Source organism: Pantoea sp. AN62 (assembly GCF_050432985.1).
Classification (GTDB): Bacteria; Pseudomonadota; Gammaproteobacteria; order Enterobacterales; family Enterobacteriaceae; genus Pantoea; species Pantoea brenneri.
In genome coordinates this window covers 81309-107867 of the sequence record NZ_JBNPYB010000017.1, presented here as the reverse complement: position 1 = coordinate 107867, position 26559 = coordinate 81309, and the positions used below count along the sequence as shown (strand labels likewise).

At 51.1% G+C, this 26559-nt stretch carries 23 protein-coding genes; 11 read left to right on the top strand and 12 right to left on the bottom strand.

The window, feature by feature from the left end; translation table 11 throughout:
• The first annotated feature begins 532 nt into the window (after positions 1–532).
• The 4 genes from FHW04_RS19355 (at position 533) to FHW04_RS19340 (ending at position 3472) form a co-directional block, all read left to right on the top strand.
• Entirely contained in the window at positions 533–1492 is a 960-nt protein-coding gene (locus FHW04_RS19355) for a FitA-like ribbon-helix-helix domain-containing protein (protein WP_089562152.1), read from the top strand.
• On the top strand, positions 1489–2271 hold the full coding sequence (locus FHW04_RS19350) for a site-specific integrase (protein WP_089562153.1): 783 nt from the start codon (positions 1489–1491) through the stop codon (positions 2269–2271). The genes FHW04_RS19355 and FHW04_RS19350 overlap by 4 nt, the downstream gene beginning before the upstream one ends.
• A gap of 306 nt (positions 2272–2577) precedes the next feature.
• Complete coding sequence (locus FHW04_RS19345; protein WP_089562154.1) at positions 2578–3198, top strand: ParA family protein; 621 nt, start codon at positions 2578–2580, stop codon at positions 3196–3198.
• A 37-nt stretch (positions 3199–3235) separates the two neighbouring features.
• Positions 3236–3472, top strand: coding sequence for a plasmid partition protein ParG (locus FHW04_RS19340; protein ID WP_089562155.1), 237 nt, complete (start codon positions 3236–3238; stop codon positions 3470–3472).
• A 379-nt stretch (positions 3473–3851) separates the two neighbouring features.
• On the opposite strand, the gene umuC (FHW04_RS19335) is transcribed toward FHW04_RS19340, so the two are convergent.
• The 3 genes from umuC (FHW04_RS19335) to umuD are packed head-to-tail and all read right to left on the bottom strand — an operon-like array spanning position 3852 to position 6671.
• Positions 3852–4901, bottom strand: coding sequence for a translesion error-prone DNA polymerase V subunit UmuC (umuC, locus tag FHW04_RS19335; RefSeq protein WP_256387707.1), 1050 nt, complete (start codon positions 4899–4901; stop codon positions 3852–3854).
• Positions 4902–4938: 37 nt separating this feature from the next.
• Positions 4939–6213 (bottom strand): translesion error-prone DNA polymerase V subunit UmuC, encoded by a 1275-nt coding sequence (gene umuC / locus FHW04_RS19330; protein WP_089562156.1) that lies wholly within the window; start codon positions 6211–6213, stop codon positions 4939–4941.
• An 8-nt stretch (positions 6214–6221) separates the two neighbouring features.
• A complete protein-coding gene (gene umuD, locus FHW04_RS19325; protein ID WP_089562067.1) occupies positions 6222–6671 on the bottom strand; it encodes a translesion error-prone DNA polymerase V autoproteolytic subunit in 450 nt (149 codons plus the stop codon).
• Positions 6672–7019: 348 nt separating this feature from the next.
• Between umuD and FHW04_RS19320 the strand changes: the two genes are divergently transcribed.
• Together FHW04_RS19320 and arsH are read left to right on the top strand one after the other, a co-directional pair.
• Positions 7020–7355 carry an ArsR/SmtB family transcription factor gene (locus FHW04_RS19320; RefSeq protein ID WP_089562068.1) on the top strand — a complete coding sequence of 112 codons (336 nt, stop codon included), beginning with the start codon at positions 7020–7022 and terminating at the stop codon, positions 7353–7355.
• The gene (gene arsH / locus FHW04_RS19315; RefSeq protein ID WP_094106415.1) at positions 7352–8074 is read left to right on the top strand and encodes an arsenical resistance protein ArsH; all 723 of its coding nucleotides are present in this window, start codon (positions 7352–7354) and stop codon (positions 8072–8074) included. The genes FHW04_RS19320 and arsH overlap by 4 nt, the downstream gene beginning before the upstream one ends.
• A gap of 57 nt (positions 8075–8131) precedes the next feature.
• Here arsH and arsC read toward each other — a convergent pair whose 3' ends face one another.
• The 4 genes from arsC to cadR form a co-directional block, all read right to left on the bottom strand.
• Positions 8132–8560: a glutaredoxin-dependent arsenate reductase gene (arsC, locus tag FHW04_RS19310; RefSeq protein WP_089562069.1), complete on the bottom strand. Its 429-nt coding sequence runs from the start codon at positions 8558–8560 to the stop codon at positions 8132–8134.
• Positions 8561–8609: 49 nt separating this feature from the next.
• Positions 8610–9893 carry an arsenic transporter gene (locus tag FHW04_RS19305; RefSeq protein WP_006785992.1) on the bottom strand — a complete coding sequence of 428 codons (1284 nt, stop codon included), beginning with the start codon at positions 9891–9893 and terminating at the stop codon, positions 8610–8612.
• A 96-nt stretch (positions 9894–9989) separates the two neighbouring features.
• Positions 9990–10343 carry a metalloregulator ArsR/SmtB family transcription factor gene (locus tag FHW04_RS19300; RefSeq protein WP_006785991.1) on the bottom strand — a complete coding sequence of 118 codons (354 nt, stop codon included), beginning with the start codon at positions 10341–10343 and terminating at the stop codon, positions 9990–9992.
• A 261-nt stretch (positions 10344–10604) separates the two neighbouring features.
• Positions 10605–11063, bottom strand: a complete 459-nt coding sequence (cadR, locus tag FHW04_RS19295) for a Cd(II)/Pb(II)-responsive transcriptional regulator (protein WP_006785990.1) — start codon at positions 11061–11063, stop codon at positions 10605–10607.
• Positions 11064–11322: 259 nt separating this feature from the next.
• Between cadR and FHW04_RS19290 the strand changes: the two genes are divergently transcribed.
• Complete coding sequence (locus FHW04_RS19290) at positions 11323–13773, top strand: heavy metal translocating P-type ATPase (RefSeq protein ID WP_061704436.1); 2451 nt, start codon at positions 11323–11325, stop codon at positions 13771–13773.
• A 199-nt stretch (positions 13774–13972) separates the two neighbouring features.
• On the opposite strand, the gene silA is transcribed toward FHW04_RS19290, so the two are convergent.
• The 4 genes from silA to silC form a co-directional block, all read right to left on the bottom strand.
• Positions 13973–17119, bottom strand: a complete 3147-nt coding sequence (gene silA, locus FHW04_RS19285; protein WP_094106414.1) for a Cu(+)/Ag(+) efflux RND transporter permease subunit SilA — start codon at positions 17117–17119, stop codon at positions 13973–13975.
• Positions 17120–17129: 10 nt separating this feature from the next.
• Positions 17130–18422, bottom strand: coding sequence for an efflux RND transporter periplasmic adaptor subunit (locus tag FHW04_RS19280; RefSeq protein ID WP_039389862.1), 1293 nt, complete (start codon positions 18420–18422; stop codon positions 17130–17132).
• A 113-nt stretch (positions 18423–18535) separates the two neighbouring features.
• Positions 18536–18889: a cation efflux system protein CusF gene (gene cusF / locus FHW04_RS19275; protein WP_039389861.1), complete on the bottom strand. Its 354-nt coding sequence runs from the start codon at positions 18887–18889 to the stop codon at positions 18536–18538.
• 28 nt (positions 18890–18917) lie between these two features.
• Positions 18918–20303 carry a Cu(+)/Ag(+) efflux RND transporter outer membrane channel SilC gene (gene silC / locus FHW04_RS19270; RefSeq protein ID WP_039389859.1) on the bottom strand — a complete coding sequence of 462 codons (1386 nt, stop codon included), beginning with the start codon at positions 20301–20303 and terminating at the stop codon, positions 18918–18920.
• Between the two features lie 194 nt (positions 20304–20497).
• Between silC and FHW04_RS19265 the strand changes: the two genes are divergently transcribed.
• From FHW04_RS19265 to FHW04_RS19255, 3 genes are all read left to right on the top strand, one after another.
• Complete coding sequence (locus tag FHW04_RS19265) at positions 20498–21181, top strand: copper/silver response regulator transcription factor (protein ID WP_039389857.1); 684 nt, start codon at positions 20498–20500, stop codon at positions 21179–21181.
• A complete protein-coding gene (locus FHW04_RS19260; protein ID WP_039389855.1) occupies positions 21171–22625 on the top strand; it encodes a Cu(+)/Ag(+) sensor histidine kinase in 1455 nt (484 codons plus the stop codon). Before FHW04_RS19265 ends, FHW04_RS19260 begins: the two co-directional genes overlap by 11 nt.
• 270 nt (positions 22626–22895) lie before the next feature.
• The gene (locus tag FHW04_RS19255) at positions 22896–23318 is read left to right on the top strand and encodes a copper-binding protein (RefSeq protein ID WP_089562070.1); all 423 of its coding nucleotides are present in this window, start codon (positions 22896–22898) and stop codon (positions 23316–23318) included.
• A gap of 853 nt (positions 23319–24171) precedes the next feature.
• On the opposite strand, the gene FHW04_RS19250 is transcribed toward FHW04_RS19255, so the two are convergent.
• Positions 24172–24402 (bottom strand): hypothetical protein, encoded by a 231-nt coding sequence (locus tag FHW04_RS19250; protein ID WP_039389851.1) that lies wholly within the window; start codon positions 24400–24402, stop codon positions 24172–24174.
• 296 nt (positions 24403–24698) lie between these two features.
• On the opposite strand from FHW04_RS19250, the gene FHW04_RS19245 reads away from it, so the two are divergent.
• Positions 24699–26540 carry a copper resistance system multicopper oxidase gene (locus tag FHW04_RS19245; RefSeq protein WP_039389849.1) on the top strand — a complete coding sequence of 614 codons (1842 nt, stop codon included), beginning with the start codon at positions 24699–24701 and terminating at the stop codon, positions 26538–26540.
• The last annotated feature ends 19 nt before the right edge of the window (positions 26541–26559 follow it).

Here is a 26559-nt window from a genome sequence, read left to right as displayed (position 1 = left end):
CAGGGAGTATTCCTGCATAGGTAAAGTATATGCCTCTGAGATTGTTTTGTATAGGTTATACATATGCAGATGTTAAGTATATGCAGATGCAAAGCATATGGATATGCCAAGCATATGCTTTCTTCTCCTTTTCCAGCTGAGATCCGAAAAAAGGCAGAACCGGATCTTCGAGTGAGGATGGCGGTTTTCTGCGCAGCTCACTATATGTAGTGGTTCAGTCAGCTGATCCGGCTACCAGATGTAGGGTTTTGATTGCGGAGAACCTCTGACAACGCGGGCTTTTCCCCGCCCCGCCACCGTACTGTGCTTCCGGAAACTGCCATATGGGGAAAAAGTCGGATCGTGCTGGGATAGGGGGACGGTAATTGCGGAATGAAACAGTTTCAGTGGTTAGTAACGCATCATTTCCAGGAACGTATCCTTATTGACTCATTATGAATACACTGATAATTAATAGCCTTTAATTTGACGCACGCTGTCCTTTCCGTTCAGCCTGTTGTCACCTGCCTGCAAAAAGAAGAAAGGTTGAGTCATGGCGAAAATTCAGGCCCGTAACGTGGACGACGCGCTCTATCAGTGCATCGAGCAGTCAGCTATGAAAAACGAACGATCGCTGGAAGGCGAAATACGGACTGCCCTGCGGGAGTATTATCAGCCTGTCATCAGTCAGGAGCCCATGATGTCAGAACGGGAACGCTGGCAGCACGAAACGGGCCAGCGACTCAGGTGGCTGTTTGACCGTCTGATAGAGGATAACTATTACCGAACGTCCGGACGAGCGAATAAAGCAGGGGTGCCTGAACTCGTCCAGCTGGCCCGGCAGCTGGATACGTCGCCCGGCCTTCTGATGGATATCATGGAGGGGAATGAGGAACTGCCGTTCAGTCTTGCCGATGCGATCGCCGAAAATTTTGATGCCGGTGCCGGCTGGTTGCTGGGTGGCAGAGGTGAACCATTTCCGACAATCAGCCTGGGAATGGGCTATCACGAATTTTTCCTGCCGCCCGGCGATGACACGCACTATATTTTTGAGTTTATCAGGATAAGTAAGGGCCGCCATGAGGGGACACTGCTTTGTCTGCGTATTCATCCCACTTCAGGGCGCATGCTCCTCGGAGTCGTGACTGCAGAGTTTAAGCTCTGCAATGATGGAAGCGGCGGAACCGGGCACGGCAAGCTGCTGGCATTCCTGCTCTTTCTTAAAGAAAGCTGTGCTCATCGCGGCATGAATTCGTTCGACTGGGAGCCTGACGAATCCGGCTTTGATTTCTGGTCTGTGGCCGGACAGCATCACCCTGTGTGGTTCCAGGATTTCCGCCGCCGCAGCACTGCGGGCTGGCTCCAGCAGCTCCTGACCGGTCAGGATCCGGACGGCTGGTTCAAAGGCTGGGAAGGAGACCTTGAGAAAGTACGGGACATGCCTTTCGGCGGACGGGAGCATACCAGAACAGACATAGAGCCGTTAATCAGTGACGGAGCTGAGACTAAATGAACCTGCCTGTGCTGCCTCCATTTACCGGCTCAGCCGCGTTAAATCAGCTACCGGTTCCCATTGACTATCCTGCTGCCCTCGCGCTGCGCCAGATGGCCGCGCAGCATGACGAATATCCTCAGTACCTGCTGGCTCCGGAGGTGAGTGCCCTTCTCCATTACGTGCCGGATCTGCACCGCAAAATGCTGTTCACCACCCTCTGGAATACGGGCGCGCGCATTAACGAAGCGCTGGCGCTGACCCGGGGAGATTTCAGCCTGGCGCCGCCCTACCCTTACGTGCAGCTGGCCACGCTCAAGCAGCGAGGTGAGAAGGCCGCCCGCGGTCCGGGACGCGCTCCCGCCGGTATCGTGCCGCACCGCCTGGTGCCGCTGTCCGATCCGCAGTATGTAGTCCAGCTGGAGATGATGGTCGCCACGCTGAAAATTCCGCTGGAGCGGCGCAACCCGGAAACCGGGCGGACCGAAAAGGTCCGGCTCTGGACGGTAACCGACAGGACGGTGCGTACCTGGCTGAACGAGGCCGTCGACGCCGCTGCAGGTGACGGAGTCACGTTCTCCGTGCCGGTGACGCCGCACACCTTCCGCCACAGTTACGCCATGCACATGCTTTATGCGGGGATTCCGCTGAAGGCGCTGCAGAGCCTGATGGGGCACAAAAGCATGAAGTCAACAGAGGTCTACACGAAGGTTTTTGCCCTCGACGTGGCAGCCCGGCACCGGGTGCAGTTTCATATGCCTGGGACGGATGCGGTGGCCATGCTTAAAAATAATACCTGAGCACGTGTCATAACTTACATATCAGGCTCCTACTGAACAAACGTAATTTGTACAGTTAACTCACAAGTAGTCGGCAGTGAATTGGCCCGAAATGAATCTGGTTCTTTAATTCCGATATCCCAATAAGCTTAAATTCTGTGGTCAGCCTGCAATGAAATGCAATCCAAACACTTTACAATCAACGGTTTGAGCGATATATGTTAAAATGAGTATTTGAGTTTAAGCTCTTTAGCTCCTTTACACATATACTCATTTGTGTTTTACTCTTTTGTGTTATAACTCAAATGAGTAAATGAGGTTCTACGCATGAAGATCATTTCGTTTCTAAATCCTAAAGGTGGATCTGGCAAAACCACTGCAACAATCAATGTCAGCTCTTCCATTGCCAGTAGTGGTAAAAAAGTCGCAGTAGTTGATACAGACCCACAGATGAGTCTTACAAACTGGAATAGCGCTGGAAAAGCCAGGTTTGATGTTTTTACTGCCTCATCAGAGAAAGACGTATATCAGGTTCGTAAAGAACTCAGCGATTACGATTATGTGATTATTGATGGTGCTGGCTCGCTCTCTGTTATCACTTCTGCAGCCGTTATGGTGAGTGATCTCATTATCATTCCTGTAACACCGAGCCCGCTTGATTTTTCAGCTGCGGGTTCAGTGGTAACAGTCCTAGAGGCTCAGGCCTACAACCGCCCTGTTGAGGCCCGTTTTCTCATCACCCGTAAAATTGAACAGGCGATGATGCTCAGCGTTTTAAAAGACAGCATTGCTCAAACGGGGATTAAGTCATTCAAAACAGCTATCACTCAGCGCCAGAGTTATGTGAGATCGGTGCTTGAAGGAGAAAGTGTATTTAACACTTCTGATAGAGCGGCACAGGGAGAGATTCAGATCCTGACTAAAGAAATACTGTCAGTGTTTGAGTAGATACTCATATACTTACACACTCATTTAAGGGGGGGTTATGGCACTTGAAAAAAAACATTCGTCATCAATGATGACGTTCGGCGCACATCGTGATTTGGAAAAAATTGTTCAAGCACCAGAGGCGAAATCGTCTTCTGGGAAACAGAAACGAGTAAACGTAAATTTTGATGAAGACAAGCATTCACGTTTCAAAGTTGCCTGTGCCAAACGCGGCACCACCATCACGGATGTTATCAATGAACTCGTTGAGGAATGGCTGCGGAAGAATGAGTGATTACTCAGTTGAGTAAATAGGGTTGGTTTAAATTTTTTTAAATTTGCGTACATCGAATTCAGACATGCGTGCAATTCGTTGAATTAATGAAGAAACTCAAATGAGTGCATGAGTGCATGAGTGCATGAGTGCATGAGTGCATGAGTGCATGAGTGTTGTGGTTTTTTATCTTTTGAAATATAAATGTTTTTAAGTGAACGTCGGGTTATCTGGCTGCGTAAAATGGTACGGTTCTTGAAATAACTATGAGTATATACTCATGTGAGTGAAGGTGGTTAACTACATTAGCATGCGGTATAGCTTTGAGTTTATACTCATATGAGTAAAGGAGTGAAAACTCAAAGGAGCATAGGGTGGAGGTCTGAAATTAGAGTGAAAATTAAAGAACGCGGGCTACCGGGATGTCTTTCCAGCGCGTTGTATAGGCAGGTGAAAGCATTTCCCGCTTCATCTGCCATGCCTGATCAACGCCTTTTCCGGCAAACCATATCTGTCCCAATCCCGTAGTGTTTATGCTGTCGATGATTTTCATCAGCGCTTCGCTGTTCTCCCGGGGCTGTTCGTCAGAAAACAGATTCAGCTGCGCCACGCCAGTCGGAAAAAAATCATCCAGCATGATTCCTGCTTTGGCGTAGCGATGCCCGTCAATCCAGATGCGATCCAGCGCCTTCATAGCTGCACTGATAATGTCCCGCGTATCCCGTGTAGGCAGCAACAGCCTCTCGCTGGCCACATTACAGTAATAAACTTCACCTTCTACAAACGGCGAAGTCTTAATAAATACGCCGATATGGCGAGTAAACTGCCTTTCCTGACGTAGTTTTTCACCTGCCCGCTGAGCGTACTGACAGATCGCCTGCCGCATAGACTCATAGTCCGTAATTCGTGAGCCAAAGCTGCGGCTTACCACGATTTGCTGCTTCGTAGGCGGAGCCTCTTCCAGATCAATGCAGGATTCGCCGTTGAGTTCACGAACAGTTCGCTCAAGGACTACGCTGAAGTTTTTACGGATGAAGGCGGGGGAGGAACGGGCCAGATCGAGCGCAGTTACTATGCCCATTGCGTTCAGTTTTTTAGACAACCGGCGGCCGACTCCCCAAAGCTCTTCAACAGGCTGCAGACTGAGCAGTTTGAGAGTGCGTGTCGGATTGGCAGTAGTCAGGGCCAGTACCCCTCCGAATTGAGGCCATTCTTTAGACGCCCACTGAGCCGATTTGGCCAAGGTCTTAGTGGGCCCCATACCGACACCTATTGTAAGGCCCGTATAGGCCCTGACCTGAGTTCGCAGCTGGCGCCCGAAATCCTCAAATCCCATGCAGTGATCAATCCCCCGGATATCCAGAAACATCTCATCGATAGAATACTGCTCCACGCGAGGTGCCAGTGCTTCGAGGACAGCCATGACGCGCTGCGACATGGACTGGTTTATGTGGAATACAGATTCAACAGCTTAATTAATAACCGTCTCAGAGCACACGTGCTTTAGGAATGTCTGACCAGCGCGTGGTCCAGGCAGGGCTAAGCATTTCACGCTTCATTTTCCATTCCATGCTAATCCCCTGTCCGGCAAACCACACATTTCCCAGTCCTGACTGGTTAATGCCGTCCAATACCTTCATCAGCTGTGCGCTGTTAGCCCGTGGCCGATTATCGTCAAACAGATTTAGCTGGCTTACGCCGTTCGGCGTGAAGTTATCAAGCATAATGCCGGCTTTCATGTACCGGCGCCCCTCAAGCCAGATACGATCGAGTGACCGCATCGCAGACTCAATGATGTCCCGCGTGTCCTGTGTTGGTAGTATCAGCTTCTCACCAGTGCTGTTTCCGTAAAACATCTCACCGCTTGCATGTGGTGACGTCCGGATAAACACGCCGATGTTGCGACAGTACTGACGTTCCCCGCGCAGCTTTTCCGCTGCGCATGCAGCATACTGACACAGTGCCTGCTGCATGGCTGTTTTTGTAGTAATGCGCTCTCCGAAGCTGCGGCTACAGACTATCTGCTGTTTTGCCGGCGGAAGCTCTTCCAGCGGAATACATGACTCACCGTTCAGCTCGCGTACGGTGCGCTCCAGCACCACGGAAAAGCTATCGCGAATGAACTTAGGACGCGCGAGTGACAGCTGCAGAGCAGTTTCAATGCCCATAAGGTTAAGTCGCTTACCTATACGCCGTCCCACACCCCATATTTCCTCAACGGGCTGGTTAGCCAGCAGGGTTTCAGTACGCTTCGGATTATCCGGAGTCAGCGCCAGCACGCCGCGAAACTGCTTCCACTCCTTACTCGCCCACTGGGCCGATTTTGCCAGCGTTTTAGTGGGCCCCATGCCGACACCGACGGTAAGACCGGTTGTGGTAAACACGTGCGTACGCAGGCGGCGGCCAAAAGTTTCGAAGTTCTCACAGCCGTCAATACCGGTGAGATCCAGGAACATCTCATCAATGCTGTACTGCTCGACGCGTGGTGTTACCTCCTCAAGCGCGGTCATTACTCTCTGGCTGAGGCTGTGATACAGCGCATAGTTTGAGCTGAACACGTGTATCTTTTCCGGATAGTCCTGCGTTTTTATCTGGAACCACGGTGCACCCATTTTTATGCCCAGAGCTTTTGCGCCAGCAGAGCGCGCAATAACGCAGCCATCGTTGTTACTGAGCACGACTACCGGCCTTCCACGCAGGTCCGGACGGAAAAGCGTCTCACAGCTGGCATAGAAAGAGTTGACGTCAGCCAGTCCGAACATGGGCATAATTATCTCCGACGGGCACGGGTACTGTTAAAGAACCAGGTGACAACGCCGAGCAGCTGCAGCTCTTCCGGATAGATGGCGGCGTAAGCAGGATTCATTGGCAGCAGTGCCACCCTCGGGATCAGCTGCAGGCGCTTAACTGTGAACTCACCGCCAACCTCGGCAATGACGATGTCGCCATGCGTGGGTGGCTCCGCGCGATCGACCACCATAACATCACCGTCATAAAGCCCCAGCTCCTGCATGCTGTTGCCACTGGCCCGTACGAAGAATGTGGACGCCCGTCTGCGAATACAGAGTTCATTCAGGTCCAGCTCTTTCTCTACATAATCCTGAGCAGGGGAGGGAAAGCCGGCTGAGCAGGGATCTGCGTACAGCGGTACCTTTACCTTTGGGGTAAAAATCGGCGGCCATAACAGTGTCAGACCCTGAGCGTAACAGACCGCTTTCATAACGCGGCGTCCCGGAGGTGCTGCCGTGTACGGATTAGAAAAAAAAATGTAAAGCACATAAAAATCCCCCTTTAAATTATACTGGTTATATGAACAGTATTATTGAGTCAGGAATTTCTGGCAAGAGGAAGCGAAACGGTTATGGCTAAAGCTGTTGTCAGAGCGCTGGAATTTTACCGAAATGCTGAGCTATGGCCGCTTTATATGCTCTGCCACTGCAGCCGGATTAGCAGGGTATAAAAGGCTTTCTTTTTGAGCGCAGCACTTTTATGGCGGGAAGAGGCTTGACCATTCAGTCCGCTTTAAATTATATTTCCATTATTCTGGAAATATAGATTTGGTGATGATGTGGACATACAAAATGCTGCGGCTGCTCTCAGGGAACTGGGACACGTGACGCGACTGGGAATTTACCGTGAACTGGTGAAAGCCGGGCCAGAAGGACTGCCCGTGGGTGACATCCAGAAAAGACTGGCTATTCCTGCCTCCACGCTCAGCCATCATCTTTCAGCGCTGATGTCCGCTGGACTCATAAGCCAGGAACGGCAGAGTCGTACCTTGTTCTGCAGACCTTGCTATGCGCAGCTTGAGCAGCTGATGGCTTTTCTCACTGAAGAGTGCTGCGCCGGTGGCAGTAGCTGCAGCCTGTCTACCGAGATTTCCCATAAAGAGACTCCATTGTGAATAACGTGAATGATGCCCTGAACAATATCGATCTGACACTCCTGGATACGCTCCTTTCGGAAGAGAAATTAAAGGCCGAAGAGGTGGCGCATCCGCCCCGCATACTGATGCTCTACGGTTCGCTTCGGGAGCGCTCTTACAGCCGACTCACCACGGAAGAGGCCGCACGGCTGCTGACGGCCATGGGCGCGGAGGTGAAGTTATTCAATCCGTCCGGCCTGCCGCTGCCGGATGATGCACCTGAGACGCATCCGAAGGTCGCAGAGCTGCGCCAGCTAGTGCTCTGGTCTGAAGGGATGGTCTGGTGCTCTCCTGAGCGTCACGGTGCCATGACCGGCATCATGAAGACGCAGATTGACTGGATACCGCTGACGTCCGGGGCGGTCCGGCCCTCGCAGGGGAAAACCCTTGCTGTCATGCAGGTCAGCGGAGGCTCACAGTCTTTCAACGCCGTAAACCAGATGCGTATTCTTGGGCGCTGGATGCGGATGATCACTATCCCGAACCAGTCATCCGTTGCAAAAGCCTGGGCCGAGTTTGATGAGGACGGCCGCATGAAGCCTTCTCCGTATTATGACCGCATAGTGGACGTCATGGAGGAACTGATGAAGTTCACCCTGCTGACGCGCGGTCGTAGTGGTTATCTCACCGACCGCTACAGCGAAAGGAAGGAGAGTGCTGCGCAGCTCTCTGAGCGGGTAAACCAGCGCAGCATATAAAAAAGCCGGCATCTGCCGGCTTTTTCACATTTGCTATGCCCGCAGCCTGGTGAAACATCAGTGGCTGACGCGGTTTCCGTGCTCATCAATGACGGCTTCGCCGTCCTCTTTGGTAAACGCTCCCTTCTGCGGGTCCGGCAGTATGTCCAGAACCACTTCGGAGGGGCGGCAGAGCTTCGTTCCCAGCGGCGTTACCACCACCGGACGATTAATGAGGATCGGATGAGCCAGCATCGCATCGAGCAGTTCTTCATCGCTGAACCGGTCTTCAGCCAGGCCGAGCTGCTCGTAGGGATCGGTATTTTTACGCAGCAGGGCACGCACGCTAATGCCCATGTCCGTAATCAGCTTTTTCAGCTCGTCGCGCGACGGCGGTGTTTCCAGATACAGAATCACCGTGGGCTCGGTGCCGCTGTTGCGGATAAGCGCCAGGGTATTGCGGGACGTCCCGCAGGCCGGATTGTGATAAATGGTAATGTCAGTCATGAGCGTTACTCCATAAAGGCGCTGCACAGGCACAGCTCCGGGGTTAAGGTTAAACAGACAGGCGCAGGGCCAGCGCAGCCAGCGTCACAAACAGTACCGGCAGGGTCATCACGATGCCCACGCGGAAGTAGTAGCCCCAGCTGACGGTAATGTTTTTCTGTGCCAGGACGTGCAGCCACAGCAGGGTAGCGAGGCTACCGATAGGGGTGATTTTCGGACCGAGGTCGCAGCCGATGATGTTGGCGTAAATCATCGCCTCCTTCACCACGCCCTGAGCGGTGCTGCCGTCAATGGAGAGCGCGCCAACCAGCACGGTAGGCATGTTGTTCATGACTGATGAAAGCGCCGCCGTCAGAAAGCCGGTGCCGAGCGTTGCGCCCCAGACGCCATGCTCTGCAAACCGGTTCAGGGCGGCAGAAAGGTAATCAGTTAGCCCGGCATTGCGTAGTCCGTATACCACCAGGTACATGCCCAGCGAGAAGATAACGATCTGCCAGGGCGCACCTTTCAGTACCTTTCCGGTATCAATCACATTGCCTTTCCGGGCTACCAGCCAGAGAATAAACGCCGCCACCGCGGCCACAAGGCTGACCGGCACGCCGAGTGGTTCGAGGGCAAAGAAGCCGATCAGCAGCAGGATGAGAACAATCCAGCCGGTTTTAAAGGTACGCGCATCGCGAATGGCCTCACGCGGCGCCTTCAGCTTCGCCAGGTCGTAAGTGTCCGGGATGTCCCTGCGGAAAAACAGGTGCAGCATCACCAGCGTGGCGGCCACGGACGCGATATTCACCGGCACCATCACCGAGGCATACTCGCTGAAACCCAGTTTAAAGAAGTCTGCCGTGACGATGTTGACCAGGTTTGACACGATGAGCGGCAGGCTGGAGGTATCGGCGATAAACCCGGCCGCCATCACAAACGCCAGCGTGGCCCCGGGGCTGAAGCCCAGCGCCAGCAGCATGGCGATAACGATCGGCGTCAGAATTAGCGCGGCTCCGTCATTGGCAAACAGCGCCGCCACTGCCGCACCCAGCAGAACGATATACGTGAACAGCAGCCGGCCCCTGCCGCCTCCCCAGCGGGAAACGTGCAGCGCGGCCCATTCAAAAAAGCCGGACTCATCGAGCAGCAGGCTGATAATGATGACCGCAATAAACGTGGCCGTGGCGTTCCAGACAATCTGCCAGACCACCGGAATATCCCCGATTTGTACTACGCCGGTCAGCAACGCCAGCGCGGCGCCGATAACGGCACTCCAGCCAATACTGAGTCCTTTCGGCTGCCAGATAACCAGTACCAGCGTCAGAATAAAAATCGCACCCGCCAGAAACATACCCTCTCCTTCTTAATTATAACTGCCCGTTGAAGCGGGCTGCTAACTGTACCCTGTAAATATATGCGTTTAATCGAATGTGTTTAGATAAAATTTTTACATGCAGACAGCTTTGCCGTTGGTGGTTGCGTTATCACGCTCAGCCTGCTGACTGAGATGAAGAATTTCATCCCGCTGACACAGATATGCCTGCTCAATGACCGCTGCTGCCCACGCAGGCATGTGTGGCGATAACCGGTAATGGATCCACTTGCCGTCGCGCCTGTCGATAAGCAGTCCACTCTCTCTGAGCAGGGCCAGGTGCCGCGATATTTTTGGCTGTGTTTCTTTCAGGATAGATACAAGCTCGCAGACGCAAAGCTCCCCTTTTTCGCGCAACAACAGCACCAGGCTGAGCCGGGTTTCGTCAGAAAGATTCTTAAAAAGTTGCAGGGGCAGAAGTGACGGCATAATTTCTCCTTCGTGGCGGACAGCAACAAGTCTCGTCTGCTGCAGACGAAAGGTCAACTTTATATTTATAAATTCATATATGTTTTGACGTGCTTACAGGCTTTTCAGTACAGCTTAATGAGGGAATAGCGGTTAAACGATATCACACAGATTTTAACGGCAGCACACTTTCAGCTGCCTTAATGGTCGGGCATGACGAAGTAACATCACAAAAAAGCCTGTTTCTTTAGTGAACCGTTCTACTTATGGCAGAAAGCAGCATCAGTAAGAGTGGCTTCCGGCCAGATGACCTGCAGTGATAACCGGCACGATATCCTCAGGCTCTTCTGCCTGCTCCAGTTCGCGCAGAATACCGCAGTCCCGTGTTGCCCGGTTGGCATTGCAGTGGCTGTGGAGCTCAAATAGTTGTTTTTCCAGCATATTCAGTTCACGAATACGGGCCTGAACGTGGTTCAGATGTTCATTTATCAGGGCATTAACCGTACCGCAGTCTGCGTCTGGCTGGCTGCGCGCCTGCAGCAACACCCGGATTTCTTCATGGGTCATATCGAGCGCCCGGCAGCGCCGGATAAACATAAGCCTTTCGAGATGTGCGCTATCGTAATGGCGGTAGTTATTAGTCTGGTCCCGCAATGCGGCCTGCAGAAGCCCCTCTCGCTCATAATAACGTACCGTCTCTACAGGACATCCCGCCTGGCGGGCCAGTTCACCAATTTTCATATCACACCTCTTCTGAGCTTGACCCTGTAGTTACATCAGGGTCTTTAATGCCAGTATACGTTATGAACGGGATAAAAAAATGAGTGACTGCTGCAGTAATAAAAAATGTGGATCAGCCGCAACCGGAGAGGAGGCGTCTGTTAAAAATACCGCCACTGCCCCGACTGAGGCTTCAGGGAAAATGCCACCAAAAACGACTCAGACCACACCGGCCTGTTGCAGCACCGGGAGCTGCTGCTCAACGGACGGCCTGAGCCAGATGTCCGAACCGGTTGCAGAGCTTCCCCGCAACGATGACGTTCAGACGCGTCTGCGCATCATGCAGATGGACTGCCCGACGGAGGAGACGCTCCTCCGAAAAAAACTGGCAAAATTACCTGCCGTCAGCAATCTTGAATTCAATCTGATACAGAGGGTGCTTACCGTGACCCATACACCGCAGGCGCTGGAACCGGTTCTGCAGGCGGTGCGCTCGCTGGGTTTTGACCCGGAACCGATTGATAAAGCAATGCAGCCTGAAGGCAGCTGCTGCTCAGGCCGTGAGGCGGAAAATACCGGCGGTTCCTGCTGCTCGCCTGCCCCTGTCACATTCGGTGAGCTGCAGACGCAGCAGGTGACCGCTGACGGGGTGCGTACCAGTATCAGGATCATGCAGATGGACTGCCCGGTTGAAGAGGGCATGATCCGTAAAAAGCTGGACGGCATGTCAGCCGTCAAGGAACTGGATTTCAATCTTATGCAGCGTGTACTGACGGTGGTTCACGCACCGGATACGCTGGAGCCGGTTCTGGCCGCCATTCGTTCTCTGGGCTTTGAACCTGAACTTCCTGACAGTAATGGCCGGCACGCGGTCACTGAGGAAAAGAAAAAACACTGGTGGCCGCTCGCGCTTGCCGGTGTGGCGGCAATCGCCGCCGAAGCCATGCACTGGGCGGGCATGCCGGAATGGCTGGAAGCGGCTCTTGCTCTGGCTGCCGTTGCGGCCTGTGGCCTGTCCACGTACAAAAAAGGCTGGATTGCTCTTCGCAACGGCAACCTGAATATCAACGCCCTGATGAGTATTGCCGTCACCGGGGCGCTGGCGCTCGGACAGTGGCCTGAAGCCGCCATGGTAATGGTGCTGTTCACGATTGCGGAACTGATTGAAGCGAAATCTCTTGATCGCGCCCGCAATGCCATCGGCTCTCTGATGAAGCTGACGCCTGAAACGGCCACGGTTCAGCAACCGGACGGCTCCTGGAAAGAAACTGAGGCCAGGTCTGTATCCCTTAACAGCGTGGTCAGGGTAAAACCGGGCGAGCGTATCGCTCTCGACGGCACGGTGGTCCGGGGCAGGACCGCCATTAATCAGGCACCTATTACCGGCGAAAGTCTGCCGGTGGATAAAGGGGAAGGTGACCCGGTCTTCGCCGGGACGGTCAACGGCTCCGGTGGCTTTGAGTACCGTGTAACGGCCGCTGCCGGAAATACCACGCTGGCGCGTATCATTCATGCCGTGGAGGAAGCGCAGGGGGCAAAAGCCCCTACGCAGCGCTTTGTTGATCGCTTTGCACAAATTTATACCCCTGTGGTGTTTGCTATTGCCGTCGCAGTTGCCGTTCTCCCACCGCTGATTGCAGGTGAAAGCTGGCAGGAGTGGATTTACAAGGCGCTGGTGATGCTGGTTATCGCCTGCCCCTGTGCGCTGGTCATTTCCACGCCAGTGACCATTGTCAGTGGCCTGACGGCAGCAGCCCGCCGGGGGATATTGATCAAGGGCGGCGTTTATCTTGAAGAAGGCCGAAAGCTGAAGTGGCTGGCGCTCGACAAGACCGGCACCCTGACGCACGGTAAGCCGGTACAGACGGATGTGATTATCTATACCGGGGTGGCAGAAGATGAGGGGCGCAGTCTGGCTGTGAGCCTGGCAGGTTACTCCGATCATCCGGTTTCGCAGGCTGTATCGGCGGCATCAGATGGCATTCAGCGTTATGAAGTGGAAAACTTTGAGGCTCTGCCAGGCCGCGGCGTGCGCGGCGTCATCAACGGTCAAACCTACAGTCTGGGCAATCTGAGGCTGGCTGAAGAAACGGTGCGCTGTCCGGAAGCGGTCAGGGCTGCACTAACGGAACTGGAGACCGGGGGTAAAACGGTCATCATGCTCTGTGACACTCATCAGGTGCTAGGGCTGTTTGCGGTGGCTGATACGGTGAAGGAAAGCAGCCGCGAGGCGATAAGTCAGTTGCATAGTCTGGGTGTTAAAACGCTCATGCTGACCGGAGACAATGCGCACACTGCGCAGGCCATTGCCGGTCAGGTTGGTATCGATGAGGCGCGGGGGGATCAACTGCCGGAAGATAAACTGCGTGCTGTAGAAACATTTACGGCGCAGGGCACGACCGGCATGGTGGGCGACGGCATCAATGATGCACCGGCGCTGGCCCGCGCCGATATCGGCTTTGCCATGGGTGCAATGGGCACGGATACCGCCATCGAGACTGCCGATGTGGCCCTCATGGATGATGATTTGCGTAAAATTCCGGCTTTTGTCCGACTCTCCCGGCAGACGTATAACATTCTGGTTCAGAATATCGTTATGGCTATTGGGATCAAGGCAGTGTTCCTGGCCCTGACCATTGCAGGTATGGGGACCATGTGGATGGCGGTATTCGCGGATGTGGGAGCAAGCCTGCTTGTTGTAGCAAACGGCCTGCGCCTGTTGCGTAATTAGCAGGGCTGCTGCCTATCGGATTAGGGCGGGCAGTGACAGGAGACGTAGTTGGCTTATATTGTCTGCGTTATGCTACCAAGGTCGGCTCTGAAAAAGAGAGGGACAGCATCACTGACACCGCTCTTTTCATAATGGCCATAGTGCAGTTTTGATACCTATCCTGATATAAAGGCCCTCTCTGACAGAGGGCCTTTTGATATCATAATATCCTTGCTTTATGCCTACGCAGCCAGATTAATTTGTAGGCAGCAGGAATAATGAACAGTGATAGAAGCGGAGCTGTGATCATCCCCCCAATCATGGGTGCTGCAATCCGACTCATGACTTCTGAGCCTGCTCCCGTTCCCCAGAGAATGGGTAGCAGACCCGCAATGATCACTGCCACGGTCATGGCTTTTGGCCGGACACGCAGAACTGCACCATGGTAGAGGGCTTCATCAAGACTTTCAGATGTGAATGTCTCGCGGTGGGACAATTCCGGGTGTGCTTCAATGGCATGACGCAGATACATCAGCATGACCACTCCAAATTCTGCCGCCACCCCAGCCAGGGCGATAAATCCGGTTCCGGTCGCCACAGACATGTGGAAGTCCTGCCAGTAGAGGAACCATATTCCTCCGACCAGGGCAAACGGAAGACTCATCAGGATCAGCAGGGCTTCATCAGCCCGGCGGAAGGCGAGGTATAACAGAATGAAAATGATCATCACCGTCATCGGTACCATCAGTTTCAGTTTCTTGTTGGCGTGCTCAAGTAACTCAAATTGACCGGAGAATGACACACTGGTACCCGGTCTAAGTTTCACTTTCTTGCTGATGGCCGTCTTAATATCGTTTACCACCGAAACCATATCCCTGCCGCGCGCATCAATATAAATCCAGCTGGCAGGTCGGGCATTTTCCGTTTTCAGCATGGTTGGTCCGGAAACGACCTTAACGTCAGTCACATCCCCCAGCGTGATTTGCTGCTTCATCGGTGTCAGGATCGGCATCTGTTTCAGCGCCTGCGGACTGTTCCGGTAATCCTGCGGGTAGCGGATATTAATCGGATACCGGGCCACGCCCTCAACCGTTTCCCCAACCGTCGCGCCGCCGATAGCTGAGGAGACGAACAGCTGGACATCACCCACCGTCATCCCGTAGCGGGAGGCTTTTTCACGGTTAATATCGATGTCAATGTAGCGCCCGCCCTCCAGTCGCTCAGCCAGAGCAGATACCACACCCGGCACGGTTTTGGCTACCGCCTCAATACTCTGCGCCGTTGCATCGATATCGGACAGAACAGTACCTGACACCTTGATACCTATCGGACTTTTGATCCCGGTAGAGAGCATATCAATACGGTTACGAATGGGGGGCACCCAGAGGTTAGCCAGTCCGGGTAAACGGACCGTTTGATCGAGTTCGTCAATAATCTTGTCAATCGTCATGCCGGGCCGCCACTGATCCTCTGGTTTGAGCTGGATTGTGGTTTCCATCATTTCGAGCGGCGCGGAATCCGTCGCGGTCTCGGCCTTCCCGGTCTTGCCAAAAACAGAAACTACTTCAGGTACGGTTTTGATGAGCTTATCCGTGGTCTGTAAGAGCGCAGCGGCCTCTGCCGGCGATACGCCCGGCAATGTTGAGGGCATATACAACAGGTCGCCCTCATTTATCTTCGGCAAAAACTCGCCGCCCACCTGACTCAGGGGCCAGATAACCGTGAAGATGGATAAGGTCGCAACCAGCAGGGTTGTTTTTGGCCAGTGAAGTACTCGCAGCAGCAAAGGATGATACGCTTTGATCAGCAGCCGGTTCAGGGGATTGCTGGTCTCGGCAGGAATTTTCCCCCGGATCCAGAATCCCATCAGAATCGGGATGACGATGATGGCCAGCGCGGCCGCGCCCGCCATGGAGTAGGTTTTCGTAAAGGCCAGCGGACCAAACAGACGACCTTCCTGTCCTTCAAGGGTAAAAATAGGAATAAAGGACAGGGTAATGATCAGCAGACTGATAAACAGCGCGGGTCCCACTTCAACGGAGGCATCGGTGATAACCTTCCAGCGCGTTGCGTTGTCAATCTGCTCATCCGGATGCTGATGATCCCACTCTTCCAGCCGTTTATGCGCATTTTCAATCATCACGATGGCGGCATCTACCATCGCCCCTACTGCAATGGCGATCCCTCCCAGCGACATTATATTGGCGTTCAGCCCCTGGAAATGCATGACAATAAAGGCGATACACAGACCAAGGGGCAGAGAAATGATCGCCACCAGGGCAGAACGAACATGCCACAGGAACAGGGCGCAGACGATGGCCACCACGATAAACTCTTCCAGGAGTTTGTAGCTGAGGTTGTCAATGGCCCGCTCAATTAACTGGCTGCGATCGTAGGTACTCACAATATCAACGCCCTCAGGCAAACTTGCCTTCAGGGTCTCCAGTTTATCTTTCACTGCCGTGATAACGTCGCGCGCATTTTTACCCGACCGCAGGATCACGACGCCGCCGGCGACTTCTCCCTGACCGTTAAGCTCTGCTATACCACGCCGCATTTCAGGCCCGGTCTGCACGCGGGCCACGTCCCGCAGATAAATCGGTACACCGTTTTCTCCGGTTTTCAGGACGATGTTATTGAAATCGTCTATGGACTGGAGGTAACCGCTGGCCCGGACCATGTACTCCGCTTCGGCGATTTCAACGGATGAGCCACCGGCTTCCTGATTAGATGACTCAAGGGCCTGTTTTACTTCAGGCAGGCTGATGCTGTACTGGGTTAGTTTCTCCGGGTTAACCTGGATTTGGTACTGCTTGACCACACCGCCTACTGATGCCACTTCCGCGACGTTAGGGATAGTTTTCAGTTCAAATTTCAGGAACCAGTCCTGCAGGGAGCGCAGTTCGGAAAGGTCGTGTTTGCCGCTGTGATCAACCAGAGCATATTCAAATATCCAGCCTACACCTGTGGCATCAGGCCCGATTTCCGAGCTTACACCGGCAGGCAGTTTCCCCTGAACCTGATTTAGGTATTCCAGCACACGCGAGCGGGCCCAGTACAGATCGGTCCCGTCCTCAAAAATGACATAAACGTAGGAATCGCCAAACTGGGAAAAACCGCGCACGGTCTTGGCACCGGGTACCGACAGCATGGTGGTCGTGAGCGGATACGTAACCTGGTTTTCAACAATCTGCGGAGCCTGACCAGGATAGCTGGTTTTGATAATCACCTGTACATCGGACAGATCGGGTAGCGCATCCACAGGGGTGTTGATGATAGTCCAGGTGCCCCAGACACTGAGAAACAGAGCGGCCATCATAACGAGGAAACGGTTGGCAACCGATCGCCGTATAATCCATTCAATCATCGTCGTCTCCTCAATGACCGGAATGTGTATTTGCAGACGGAGCGGACATTGCCGGCATTGTGCCGTCCGTTGTTTCCGGATGACGCATACGTTCCAGTGCGCCCGTAATGTTGGCTTCGGAGTCAATCAGGAACATGCCGCTGACTACTACCGTATCACCTTCATTGAGACCGGTGCCGATACCGGACTGTTGCTGAGATTCGTGGAGAACATGGACCCTTTTTGGCACAAACCGACCTTCTGCATCGACAGTAATCACGCGCTGTTCTTTACCGGTGTCAATAACGGCCTGGGACGGGATCAGCAACATTTCCTGGCTCCGGGTATTCAGTTTCAGATAAGCATTCATGCCCGGTTTAAGGCGTTCGTCCTTGTTTAATACCTGCAGACGTACCTGAAGGGTCCGGGTGGTTTGATCGACGCTGGGAAGAATGTTCCATTTTTCCACATGGAACGATTTATCCGGATAGGCCGGTACTGAAATTTCAAATTGAGAGGTGTCTTTCAAGAGATAGGCGATGGATTCGGGTACTGCTGCACTGATCCAGACCGGATCCATCCCCTGAATCTGTGCCACCACTTTATCTTTTGAGATATTCATACCAGTGCGCAGGTCAAACGCCGTAATGACACCGTCTATCGGTGCCGTAATGGTAAACCGGGTCTGAATACTTCGGGTTGACCGCAGTCTCTGGATATCCTTTTCCGGCATTCCGGCCAGACGAAGTCGTTCAAGCACACCTTTAATTTGCGTTGGTGTTCCTCCGGTACCAGATAACAGGAGAAACTCACTTTGTGCTTCCACCCATTCCGGAATGGTGATATCGATAAGCGGTGTACCTTTCTTCACATGATCGCCAATCGTCAGGGGATACACTTTTTCGACGAAACCGTCAGAGCGCGCCTGCACAATGACAAACTGATATTCGTTGTAACTAACATTGGCCGGTATTGTCTGTGAATAATTCAGCATTCCGCGCATGACTTTTTGCGTTTTTAATCCCAGGTTCTGAACCTGAGTTGGATCAATACGGATCCCATCGCTGATTTTCTCGCCGCTTTCATCTGCATATTTTGGCACCAGGTCCATGTCCATAAAGGGAGATTTTCCGGGTTTATCAAATTTGGTATCCGGTTTCATCGGGTCATACCAGAAAAGTACCTTTCGCTCGGGTGCCTTTTGTTCCGTTTGTACTGTTTTTTTTCCTGGGTTTATATACTGCAAGGCAGTAACCGATATCAGCCCTCCTGCTATCAGGCTGCTGATAATTATTGCAGCATATTTTATCTTTAAAGAAGCCATACAATTTCTCGCTGAAAAATCAAAACACCTGACATATGCGCCTGATCATTAATTCACAGAAATCTCTTTTTAAATGTTCAGGCACACTGGATGTATTCGCTCCGGGCTGACAGTCAGGATTGCGTAACGTTAATGCTTTTGAGTAAGGAGATATTTCCCTGCTGAATAAACGAGAAATCAACGTGGTTACCGGTTTTCAGCGCATTAATGGTGTCGTCTGCATTCATAAAGGTGAAGCGCATGGTCATTGCAGGCCAGCCCACCTCAGGGATAGCTTCGTGCGAAATGGTGATTTTTTTACTGTTCATATCAATGTCTTTAACGACACCGTTGCTATTAATAATTTGCTGTGACGAAGCATCACTGGCAGCATTCATATCGCCATGGTGATGTATTTCAGCATGAAGACCGGCAGAAAACATGACAGAGAAGGCGCCCAATAAAACGGCTTTAAGTGAATTACGCATTTTTTATTTCCTGATTAATTAAATAAATTTACTGTACCCAACCGCCACCCAGTGCGGTGAATAGATTGATTTCGTTAACCTGCCGGGAATATGTAAGATCGAGAATGGTTTGCTGTGTCGTGAACAGGGAGCGTTCTGCGTCCAGCACTTCAATGTAGCTGACAGCACCACTTGAATATAATCCTCTGGCACGCTGGAGGGTTATCTGAAGTGAATCGAGATAACGCTGCTGTGCCTCAAGTTGCTGGTTAAGGCTGTCCCGCAGCGCAAGCGTATCGGATACATCCTTAAAGGCGGACTGAATTTTTTGTTCGTAGTTAACCACCGACTGTTGCTGGCGAATTTCGGCCAATTTCAAATTGGCTTTGTTCCTGCCAGCATTAAAAACAGGAATTTCAATTTTGGGAATAAAATTCCACATTCCGCTTCCTGGCGTAAAGAGGCTGGACAGCTCCGTACTGCTTGCGGAAAGACTACTGGTCAGGGTAATAGATGGGAAAAACGCCGCTCGCGCTGCGCCAATATTGGCATCAGCTGCTTTGAGCTGGTATTCCGCTTCCATGATATCCGGGCGCTGCAGTAAAATTTGTGACGACAGGTTTGGTGGCAGTTTTACTGGTGCGATCTCACCACCTTTCATCGTTTTTTCTGACGGAAGTGCGCGGTAGGTTCCCACCAGCAGTCGCAGGGCATTGTTTGCCTGCGCCAGATCGCCTTCTCGTTTGGCTATCTCAGCGCGGGTACTTTCGATTTGTCCCCTGGCCTGTTCAAGCGCCAGAACGTTCGTACTCCCGGTCACCAGCTGTTGCTCAACGAAAGCATAAGACTGTTGATAATTTTTCAGCGTTTCCCGCGCAATACGGAGTTGTTCGTACGCCAGTTGCTGGCTGAAATAGCTCTGTGAAACGTTGGATACCAGCAGGATGTGTACGGCCCGACGGGCTTCTTCGCTGGCAAAATAGTTCTGGCGGTCAGCTTCACTCATGTTCTTAAGCTTGCCGAAAAAATCGAGTTCATAGCTGAGCTCCAGACCCGCGTCGTACTCCTGTGCGGTCGGCTTGTCATCTTTCAGACCAACGCGGTAGGTGATCCCGGATGAGGCATTCAACTGGGGATAACGGTCTGCATCCGTGACGTTGAACTGGGCCCGGGCCTCTTCAACCTTCAGGGCGGCCATTCTCAAATCACGGTTGTTTGTCAGGGCTTCATCGATCAGCCGGGTAACCTGGGGATCGACAAAAAAAATACGCCAGCCCGTATCCTGATAGCCATTTACCGCTGGCGTCAGGCTGTTGCGTGACAAAGAAAACTGCTGTGGTACTGGCGCTGCCGGCCGCTGATAGTCAGGTGCCAGCGAAACGCAGCCAGCCAGTATAAAAATCATGCTGATGCTTAATAGTTTTAATTTGAACATAACGCTTCTCTTCCAGGCAGGCCTGGTAAATGGTTCAAATGAAGTCCAGAGTATTGATAGGGGGATGTTACAGAATGCTCTCTGTTTGCCAGGTGACTGGATAATGACAATGCTGTCATTTTTAACGTAAGCCGTTGATTACATGCTTAGGCTAAATAGAATGAATGGCACGGGTAGTCAGCCAGGGGAGCAAGATGAAAATACTGATCGTTGAAGATGAAGTAAAAACTGGTGAGTACCTCAGTAAAGGGCTTACTGAAGCGGGATTTGTAGTTGATCACGCCGATAATGGTCTGACCGGATATCATCTCGCCATAACAGCCGAATATGATTTACTGATTCTGGATATCATGCTCCCGGATGTAAACGGCTGGGATATTATTCGTATGCTTCGTGCCGCAGGTAAAGGTATGCCTGTTTTGCTGCTTACGGCTCTCGGCACCATTGAGCACCGGGTTAAAGGACTTGAGCTGGGCGCGGACGATTACCTGATCAAACCATTTGCGTTTGCTGAGCTTCTTGCCCGAGTCAGGACACTTTTACGACGGGGTAACACAGTCATCACGGAAAGCCAGTTTAAGGTGGCTGATCTGATGGTAGACCTTGTTTCAAGAAAGGTTAGCCGCGCAGGGAAACGTATCTTGCTGACGAGTAAGGAGTTCTCTCTACTGGAATTCTTCATTCGTCATCAGGGAGAGGTGCTGCCCCGTTCGCTGATTGCATCGCAGGTCTGGGATATGAACTTTGACAGCGATACTAATGCTATAGACGTGGCAGTAAAACGCCTCAGGGCAAAGATAGACAACGATTATGAGCCTAAGCTGATCCAGACGGTCCGCGGCGTGGGATATATCCTGGAGGTTCCGGATGCGTTTTAATTTCTCAGGGCGCCCTTACTCTCTCGCACTGAGACTAACCTTCTTTATCAGCCTGTCCACCATAATTGCGTTTTTTGCTTTTACCTGGTTTATGCTGCATTCCGTTGAAAAACACTTTGCAGAGCAGGATGTGCGGGATCTGAAACAAATCAGTATCGCGATGAACAGAATACTGCAGACACCTGTAGCTCCGGACCAAAAAAAAATAAGTAAAATCAAAGAATCCATATCAGATTACCGCAACGTCGCTGTTCTTATTTTGACTGATGGGGGTGACGTGTTGTTCAGTTCACCACAAGGAGCGACGTTACGTTCTGTGGTCAATGCATCAAACTTTACAGCGCATAGTCGGGCCAGGGAAATATTCCTCTGGACAGTAAAAGAGCCAACTTTACTTATGCGCAACGGCTCTGACATGAAAATGGAGACTTACAGAATCGTTGCATCTTCAGGCAAAGCAACGCTTAACGGAAAACCACAGACGTATCAGATGATAATTGGGCTCTCGATTGACTTTCATCTTCATTACCTTGAAGCACTAAAAAAGAATTTAATTGCCATTGCCTTCGTAATCAGCCTGTTGATAATTTTCATTATCCGCATAGCGGTTCGCCAGGGTCATCTTCCTCTCCGCAACGTCAGCAAGGCCATTAAAAATATTACCTCGGAGAACCTGGACATGAGACTGGAACCGTCCAAAGTTCCCATCGAACTGGAGCAACTGGTAATATCGTTTAACCATATGATTGCAAAGATTGAGGATGTATTTACGCGACAGGCAAATTTCTCTGCTGATATCGCCCATGAAATCAGAACGCCCATAACCAACCTGGTTACACAGACTGAAATCGCGCTAAGTCAGCACAGGACGCAGAAAGAGCTGGAAGATGTGTTGTATTCCAGCCTGGAAGAGTATAACAGAATGACAAAAATGGTCAGCGACATGCTTTTTCTGGCACAGGCTGATAATAATCAATTGATCCCCGAGCGGATAATGTTTGATCTCCGCACAGAAGTGGTCAAAGTGTTTGATTTTTTCGAAGCCTGGGCAGAAGAACTCAATGTTTCTCTGCAATTAAACGGGTCGGGCTGCCTTATTAAAGGAGACCCACTTATGTACCGAAGGGCATTAAATAATCTTCTGTCTAACGCTCTGCGTTATACGCAGTCAGGGAAGACAGTTACTGTAACCATTGCGGGAAGTGAGAATAGTGTTCAGCTTATAGTTGAAAATCCAGGAAAACTGATACCTGCAGAACACCTGCCACGTTTGTTTGATCGGTTTTATCGCGTCGATCCATCGCGGCAAAGGAAGGGGGAAGGCAGTGGGATTGGTCTGGCGATTGTAAAGTCAATCGTGAACGCACATCACGGAAAAGTGTGGGTCGAATCAGATACAGTTTCGACACGATTCATATTGCTATTACCACGAATGGCTACATAGTTTCCCGAACGCCTCCAGTTTTTTCGATGAATAATAAATATATTACAGAGGTGTCATTAAGCTGTCACGCCTTCAACAGAATGCAGCTGGTAGAATCGTCCTCACTAAGCAGGCGGAACAGTCTTTATGGATCAATATCAGCAGAAATCGCAGGCACTGAGTTACGCATATTATCTTTTTTAAGATGAAATCAGTCTGGCTTGTAAGTTCTTTAGTTGATGACATCTTTGACAGTCCGTTATTTATTCCATTATCAACGGGAAACTTATTATGAAAAGTTTAATCTTCGCTTCCTCTGTCGGACTTAGCTTAATTCCTTCAGCCTGGGCGGATGGAATTATCAACATTCATGAGCATGTTAATAATGCCCAGGCGGCAGCGCATCAGCAACAGTTTTCATCCGTTCCTGAATCTGTCAGGGGGGAAGTATTACAAATGAAGAGTATGGATCAGCATGAACAGGCCCTTAATGTTCATAATTCCATGAAAAATGGTGCTTCTGATGCCCATCAGAAAATGGCGAAGAACCATCAGAAAATGTCAGATGATATGGCCGACATGAAATCAAGTACCGCGCCATCTTTTGCAGAAATGGATGAACATGAAAGGGCCGCCGTTGTCCACGAAAATATGAGTAACGGCCAGTCAGAAGCACACCAGTCAATGGCTGCAATACATCGCGGTATGAAGTAAAACTGACGGAAGCGGGTTGCTATATCAGTCCTTAATGTTTTTGCAGATGTAGATATACTTACCTTAAAGATACGATCCCTTTATTCAAAAAAGCCCCTATATGGGGCTTTTTTGCAACGCTTACAAAAAATAAACATCTTTTTTATAAGATTTAATTTTTATTTTCCTGCTGCAATTGAAGATGTTATCGCTTTGAACTAATGGCGAGGAGTTCTGTTGAAGCTGTTTCAACCAGCTTAGTATTTTTACATGGCTGAGTGTGATGTTTCTCAATAAATAATTTGCTTAATGTCGCTTTTTTTTTGAGTGATGCCAAATCACATTAATCAATTCCTCTGGCAATTATTTTAAATATTCACGGCTAAAGCAAGAGCACACCTTTCTGAACGGTTTAGAGTTTTTCATTATACATAATAGCGGCGTATACGACATGAAATGTAAAAAACTGACTTACAAAATCTATAGGCTCTGATGATATCCTGTAAGCGGTTGTATATTCATTGTGATGCTTTCTACCGTTTCAACATGAGGCCTTTCAGGCATAACCTGAAGATAAATCGCAGATTGCAGTGCAGGTTAGGGCGATTAGCTGGCAGACAAGACCTGAACCGGGTGAAAAAAGGGAACTATAGTTACACCTTAATGCACGTTGAGCAAACTGGGGGTTACGTTAAACAGAATGTTTAAAATATAAAAAAGTAGCCCGCCACATTCAGCGGGCCGGCTGAAATCAGCCTGAAAGAAGATTTACCGGGAATACATTAATGATGAGGGTAATACACAACACATCCCGGATGCAGTGGCAAAGAAGAACAGAAAACTCCGGGCGAATTTTCTGTCCACATACTATCCGTTATTTCTCTTCCAGCATCATTTTACGGTGCATATCGATAATGCTCTGATGCGCAGCTGAGTTTGCATTATCCATGCTCTCATGCGCAAGAATGGCACGTTCATGCTCATTCATCGCAGAGACAGAAACACGGTTATCAGTGTTATCTAGTGCTGTTTCAGGATGCTGCTGTGCCCATGCAGACGAAGCGGAAATCAGGATCACAAGAGGGATAAGCTTTACTTTTTTCATGGTGGCAGTCCTTAACGTTGAATGTAAAATAAGAATAAACAATTACCGGCCGAGTTTACCTGTGGCCTTAGTGATGTTCATCGTACAGAAGAAAAAACGTTACGGCGAAAAATGACAGAAATGTAATTTATAAACAGTGCGTTCCAACATTACACAATTGTAATCACACAAAGTCTGTAGCTGTGGTAGCTTTCCGGTAACAAAAAATTTTTCATCCTGAACGGTAAGCACGGCTTGTGCTTCCGGAGCGGAGAGAGCCATTCTCCCGGGATAACAGAAATTGCCGGAGTTCAGTCATGCAGCTTAAAAGTTCACGACGTAATTTCATTAAAGGGATCACTGCCGCTGGCATTGTGGGCGGACTGGGCCTGCGAACATTCGATGCATTCTCGGCGGTAAGCCTGATGCAGTCCCGCACACTTACCGGCACAGACTTTGATCTGTTTATTGGCGAGACGCCGCTAAATATCACCGGTAAAACCCGGTATGCAAAAACCATTAATGCCGGCCTGCCAGGCCCTCTGTTGCGCTGGAAAGAAGGCGATACCGTTACATTAAGAGTTAAAAATCGCCTTTCTGAACCGACATCAATTCACTGGCATGGCATTCTTCTGCCGGCGAATATGGATGGCGTACCGGGACTGAGTTTTCATGGTATTGAGCCGGACGATACCTATGTTTACTCCTTTAAGATAAAGCAGAACGGTACATACTGGTATCACAGCCATTCCGGCCTGCAGGAGCAGGAAGGTGTCTATGGCCCGATTATTATTGATGCAGCTGAACCAGAACCGTTTGTCTGGGACAGCGAACACATAGTCATGCTTACCGACTGGTCTGATGAAAAAGCATCAGACATTCTCGCCAAACTGAAAAAGCAGTCCGATTATTACAACTTTGCGAAACCTACCGTTTCTGACTTTTTCCGTGACGCCAGGGAAAAAGGTCTAGGCAGTACGTTGTCCGATCGGAAAATGTGGGCGGAAATGAAGATGAATCCGACGGATCTGGCTGACGTCAGTGGTGCCACATATACCTATCTCATGAACGGGCAGGGCCCTGGAAAAAACTGGACAGGGCTGTTCCGTAAAGGCGAGAAGGTACGCCTGCGTTTCATTAACGGTTCCGCCATGACCTACTTTGATGTGCGCATTCCGGGGCTGAAAATGACGGTCGTGGCGGCTGATGGCCAGTATGTCACGCCTGTTGCTGTTGACGAGTTCCGCATCGCTGTGGCCGAAACTTACGATGTAATCGTGGAGCCGGCTGAAGATGCCTACACTATTTTCGCGCAGTCTATGGACAGAAGCGGCTACGCTCGCGGCACGCTGGCTGTCCGTGAAGGGCTTTATGCTCCGGTACCGGCTCCCGATCCTCGCCCCTGGCTGACTATGGACGATATGGGTATGGGCGGCATGGATCATGGCAGCATGGGCGATATGGATCACAGCCAGATGCAGAGCATGAATAACGACACCATGACGGGCATGGATGGTAATGCTATGCAGGCTATGGATGGCTCTGGTGTCTCCGGAGCAGCAGAAAGTATGCCGGAAATGGACCATAGCGCCATGGCCGGGATGGATCACGGCAGTATGAGTGGCATGGGGGACATGCAGAAACATCCTGCATCTGAAACAGACAATCCTCTGGTTGATATGCAGGCCATGATGCCGGCGCCTAAATTAAGTGACCCGGGCATTGGTCTGCGCAATAACGGCAGAAAAGTCCTTACGTATGCCGATCTGAAAAGCACATTTGACGATCCGGACGGGCGTGAGCCATCGCGTACCATCGAGCTACATCTCACCGGACATATGGAAAAATTCGCCTGGTCATTCAACGGTATTAAATTCTCCGATTCAGAACCGGTTACGTTGCGATATGGCGAACGCGTGCGTGTGGTGCTGGTTAACGACACGATGATGACGCACCCCATTCACCTGCATGGTATGTGGAGCGATCTGGAGGATGAGGACGGTAATTTCCTGGTACGCAAACACACTATCGATATGCCTCCGGGTACCCGCCGAAGCTATCGGGTGACTGCCGATGCACTCGGGCGGTGGGCTTATCACTGTCATCTTCTTTTCCATATGGAAACCGGCATGTTTCGTGAAGTCCGGGTTACAGAGTGAGGTAGCGATAATGTCAGTT